Origin of the sequence: Lentzea sp. NPDC059081, assembly GCF_042738015.1 — a bacterium.
Lineage (GTDB): Bacteria > Actinomycetota > Actinomycetes > Mycobacteriales > Pseudonocardiaceae > Lentzea.
In genome coordinates, this window is record NZ_JBHYGW010000061.1 from 1 (window position 1) to 5,239 (window position 5,239).

The window sequence follows — 5,239 nt, forward strand, 5'->3', positions numbered from 1 at the left end:
CAGCTGACATCAACTAAAAGCTTCATTAAATACTTTAAAAAAAGTTGTTGACTTAAAAGAAGCTAAATGTTATAGTAATAAAGCTGCTTCGTTAAGCGGCGGTAATGATCTTTGAAAACTAAACAAGACAAAACGTACCTGTTAATTCGAGTTTTTATAAAAAATCCTATGATACATCATAGGTAGTCAGTCAGACTGGCGAGGCAGGAAATGATCACATGCTAAGTTCGCTACATCGTGTAGCAACGCATGTGTGATATGCATCCTGCATACCTCGGAGAGTTTGATCCTGGCTCAGGACGAACGCTGGCGGCGTGCCTAATACATGCAAGTCGAGCGGACAGAAGGGAGCTTGCTCCCGGATGTTAGCGGCGGACGGGTGAGTAACACGTGGGTAACCTGCCTGTAAGACTGGGATAACTCCGGGAAACCGGAGCTAATACCGGATAGTTCCTTGAACCGCATGGTTCAAGGATGAAAGACGGTTTCGGCTGTCACTTACAGATGGACCCGCGGCGCATTAGCTAGTTGGTGAGGTAACGGCTCACCAAGGCGACGATGCGTAGCCGACCTGAGAGGGTGATCGGCCACACTGGGACTGAGACACGGCCCAGACTCCTACGGGAGGCAGCAGTAGGGAATCTTCCGCAATGGACGAAAGTCTGACGGAGCAACGCCGCGTGAGTGATGAAGGTTTTCGGATCGTAAAGCTCTGTTGTTAGGGAAGAACAAGTGCAAGAGTAACTGCTTGCACCTTGACGGTACCTAACCAGAAAGCCACGGCTAACTACGTGCCAGCAGCCGCGGTAATACGTAGGTGGCAAGCGTTGTCCGGAATTATTGGGCGTAAAGGGCTCGCAGGCGGTTTCTTAAGTCTGATGTGAAAGCCCCCGGCTCAACCGGGGAGGGTCATTGGAAACTGGGAAACTTGAGTGCAGAAGAGGAGAGTGGAATTCCACGTGTAGCGGTGAAATGCGTAGAGATGTGGAGGAACACCAGTGGCGAAGGCGACTCTCTGGTCTGTAACTGACGCTGAGGAGCGAAAGCGTGGGGAGCGAACAGGATTAGATACCCTGGTAGTCCACGCCGTAAACGATGAGTGCTAAGTGTTAGGGGGTTTCCGCCCCTTAGTGCTGCAGCTAACGCATTAAGCACTCCGCCTGGGGAGTACGGTCGCAAGACTGAAACTCAAAGGAATTGACGGGGGCCCGCACAAGCGGTGGAGCATGTGGTTTAATTCGAAGCAACGCGAAGAACCTTACCAGGTCTTGACATCCTCTGACAACCCTAGAGATAGGGCTTTCCCTTCGGGGACAGAGTGACAGGTGGTGCATGGTTGTCGTCAGCTCGTGTCGTGAGATGTTGGGTTAAGTCCCGCAACGAGCGCAACCCTTGATCTTAGTTGCCAGCATTCAGTTGGGCACTCTAAGGTGACTGCCGGTGACAAACCGGAGGAAGGTGGGGATGACGTCAAATCATCATGCCCCTTATGACCTGGGCTACACACGTGCTACAATGGACAGAACAAAGGGCTGCGAGACCGCAAGGTTTAGCCAATCCCACAAATCTGTTCTCAGTTCGGATCGCAGTCTGCAACTCGACTGCGTGAAGCTGGAATCGCTAGTAATCGCGGATCAGCATGCCGCGGTGAATACGTTCCCGGGCCTTGTACACACCGCCCGTCACACCACGAGAGTTTGCAACACCCGAAGTCGGTGAGGTAACCTTTATGGAGCCAGCCGCCGAAGGTGGGGCAGATGATTGGGGTGAAGTCGTAACAAGGTAGCCGTATCGGAAGGTGCGGCTGGATCACCTCCTTTCTAAGGATATATGGAGCAGCGTACGTTTTTCGTCTTGTTTAGTTTTGAAGGATCATTCCTTCAAACATGTCTCTAGCGAGACAGGATTGTTCTTTGAAAACTAGATAACAATAAGTAATACATTCACATTGAATGCAATGCAAAGTTCATCACACATAGTGATTCTTTCTAAAGTAAGAAATGGTTAAGTTAGAAAGGGCGCACGGTGGATGCCTTGGCACTAGGAGCCGATGAAGGACGGGACGAACACCGATATGCTTCGGGGAGCTGTAAGCAAGCTTTGATCCGGAGATTTCCGAATGGGGAAACCCACTGCTCGTAATGGAGTAGTATCCATACTTGAATACATAGAGTATGAGAAGGCATACCCGGGGAACTGAAACATCTAAGTACCCGGAGGAAGAGAAAGCAAATGCGATTCCCTGAGTAGCGGCGAGCGAAACGGGAACAGCCCAAACCAAGAGGCTTGCCTCTTGGGGTTGTAGGACACTCTATACGGAGTTACAAAGGAACGATATAAGCGAAGAGGTCTGGAAAGGCCCGCCAAAGAAGGTAACAGCCCTGTAACTGAAATGTTGTTCTCTCCAGAGTGGATCCTGAGTACGGCGGAACACGTGAAATTCCGTCGGAATCCGGGAGGACCATCTCCCAAGGCTAAATACTCCCTAGTGACCGATAGTGAACCAGTACCGTGAGGGAAAGGTGAAAAGCACCCCGGAAGGGGAGTGAAATAGATCCTGAAACCGTGTGCCTACAAGTAGTCAGAGCCCGTTAACGGGTGATGGCGTGCCTTTTGTAGAATGAACCGGCGAGTTACGATCCCGTGCAAGGTTAAGCAGAAGATGCGGAGCCGCAGCGAAAGCGAGTCTGAATAGGGCGCATGAGTACGTGGTCGTAGACCCGAAACCAGGTGATCTACCCATGTCCAGGGTGAAGTTCAGGTAACACTGAATGGAGGCCCGAACCCACGCACGTTGAAAAGTGCGGGGATGAGGTGTGGGTAGGGGTGAAATGCCAATCGAACCTGGAGATAGCTGGTTCTCTCCGAAATAGCTTTAGGGCTAGCCTCAAGGTAAGAGTCTCGGAGGTAGAGCACTGATTGGACTAGGGGCCCCTACCGGGTTACCGAATTCAGTCAAACTCCGAATGCCGATGACTTATCCTTGGGAGTCAGACTGCGAGTGATAAGATCCGTAGTCGAAAGGGAAACAGCCCAGACCGCCAGCTAAGGTCCCAAAGTATACGTTAAGTGGAAAAGGATGTGGAGTTGCTTAGACAACCAGGATGTTGGCTTAGAAGCAGCCACCATTTAAAGAGTGCGTAATAGCTCACTGGTCGAGTGACTCTGCGCCGAAAATGTACCGGGGCTAAACGTATCACCGAAGCTGCGGACTGTTCTTACGAACAGTGGTAGGAGAGCGTTCTAAGTGCAGTGAAGTCAGACCGGAAGGACTGGTGGAGCGCTTAGAAGTGAGAATGCCGGTATGAGTAGCGAAAGACGGGTGAGAATCCCGTCCACCGAATGCCTAAGGTTTCCTGAGGAAGGCTCGTCCGCTCAGGGTTAGTCGGGACCTAAGCCGAGGCCGAAAGGCGTAGGCGATGGACAACAGGTTGATATTCCTGTACCACCTCCTCACCATTTGAGCAATGGGGGGACGCAGGAGGATAGGGTAAGCGCGGTATTGGATATCCGCGTCCAAGCAGTTAGGCTGGGAAATAGGCAAATCCGTTTCCCGTGAAGGCTGAGCTGTGATGGCGAGCGAAATTTAGTAGCGAAGTTCCTGATTCCACACTGCCAAGAAAAGCCTCTAGCGAGGTGAGAGGTGCCCGTACCGCAAACCGACACAGGTAGGCGAGGAGAGAATCCTAAGGTGATCGAGAGAACTCTCGTTAAGGAACTCGGCAAAATGACCCCGTAACTTCGGGAGAAGGGGTGCTTCTTAGGGTGTTAAAGCCCCGAGAAGCCGCAGTGAATAGGCCCAGGCGACTGTTTAGCAAAAACACAGGTCTCTGCGAAGCCGTAAGGCGAAGTATAGGGGCTGACGCCTGCCCGGTGCTGGAAGGTTAAGAGGAGCGCTTAGCGTAAGCGAAGGTGCGAATTGAAGCCCCAGTAAACGGCGGCCGTAACTATAACGGTCCTAAGGTAGCGAAATTCCTTGTCGGGTAAGTTCCGACCCGCACGAAAGGCGCAACGATCTGGGCACTGTCTCAACGAGAGACTCGGTGAAATTATAGTACCTGTGAAGATGCAGGTTACCCGCGACAGGACGGAAAGACCCCGTGGAGCTTTACTGCAGCCTGATATTGAATGTTGGTACAGCTTGTACAGGATAGGTAGGAGCCTTGGAAACCGGAGCGCTAGCTTCGGTGGAGGCATCGGTGGGATACTACCCTGGCTGTATTGACCTTCTAACCCGCTGCCCTTATCGGGCAGGGAGACAGTGTCAGGTGGGCAGTTTGACTGGGGCGGTCGCCTCCTAAAGTGTAACGGAGGCGCCCAAAGGTTCCCTCAGAATGGTTGGAAATCATTCGCAGAGTGTAAAGGCACAAGGGAGCTTGACTGCGAGACCTACAAGTCGAGCAGGGACGAAAGTCGGGCTTAGTGATCCGGTGGTTCCGCATGGAAGGGCCATCGCTCAACGGATAAAAGCTACCCCGGGGATAACAGGCTTATCTCCCCCAAGAGTCCACATCGACGGGGAGGTTTGGCACCTCGATGTCGGCTCATCGCATCCTGGGGCTGTAGTCGGTCCCAAGGGTTGGGCTGTTCGCCCATTAAAGCGGTACGCGAGCTGGGTTCAGAACGTCGTGAGACAGTTCGGTCCCTATCCGTCGCGGGCGCAGGAAATTTGAGAGGAGCTGTCCTTAGTACGAGAGGACCGGGATGGACGCACCGCTGGTGTACCAGTTGTTCTGCCAAGGGCATCGCTGGGTAGCTATGTGCGGACGGGATAAGTGCTGAAAGCATCTAAGCATGAAGCCCCCCTCAAGATGAGATTTCCCATTCCGCAAGGAAGTAAGATCCCTGAAAGATGATCAGGTTGATAGGTCTGAGGTGGAAGCGTGGTGACACGTGGAGCTGACAGATACTAATAGATCGAGGACTTAACCTATATTCTAATGTGAAAAATGAACGTTGTTATCTAGTTTTGAGAGAACATTCTCTCCATCAGGTTTGGTGGCGATAGCGAAGAGGTCACACCCGTTCCCATACCGAACACGGAAGTTAAGCTCTCTAGCGCCGATGGTAGTTGGGACCTTGTCCCTGTGAGAGTAGGACGTTGCCAGGCTTGTATTATTCCGCAGTAGCTCAGTGGTAGAGCTATCGGCTGTTAACCGATCGGTCGTAGGTTCGAATCCTACCTGCGGAGCCAAATGGAGAAGTACTCAAGTGGCTGAAGAGGCGCCCCTGCTAAGGG

1 tRNA gene and 3 rRNA genes are annotated in these 5,239 nt (G+C 52.2%); all 4 read left to right on the plus strand.

From position 1 onward, the window contains the following. Positions 1-271: 271 nt before the first annotated feature. The 4 genes from ACFWV3_RS45655 to ACFWV3_RS45670 all read left to right on the plus strand — a co-directional run bounded on the left by ACFWV3_RS45655 (position 272) and on the right by ACFWV3_RS45670 (position 5,194). A 16S ribosomal RNA gene (locus tag ACFWV3_RS45655) occupies positions 272-1,820 on the plus strand. A gap of 182 nt (positions 1,821-2,002) precedes the next feature. Continuing rightward, positions 2,003-4,933: ribosomal RNA gene (locus ACFWV3_RS45660) — 23S ribosomal RNA — on the plus strand. 61 nt (positions 4,934-4,994) lie between these two features. Further along, positions 4,995-5,110, plus strand: a 5S ribosomal RNA gene (gene rrf, locus ACFWV3_RS45665). Together the 16S, 23S and 5S rRNA genes with 1 tRNA gene alongside form the textbook arrangement of a ribosomal RNA operon. Positions 5,111-5,119: 9 nt before the next feature. Further along, a tRNA-Asn gene (locus tag ACFWV3_RS45670) sits at positions 5,120-5,194 on the plus strand. The last annotated feature ends 45 nt before the right edge of the window (positions 5,195-5,239 follow it).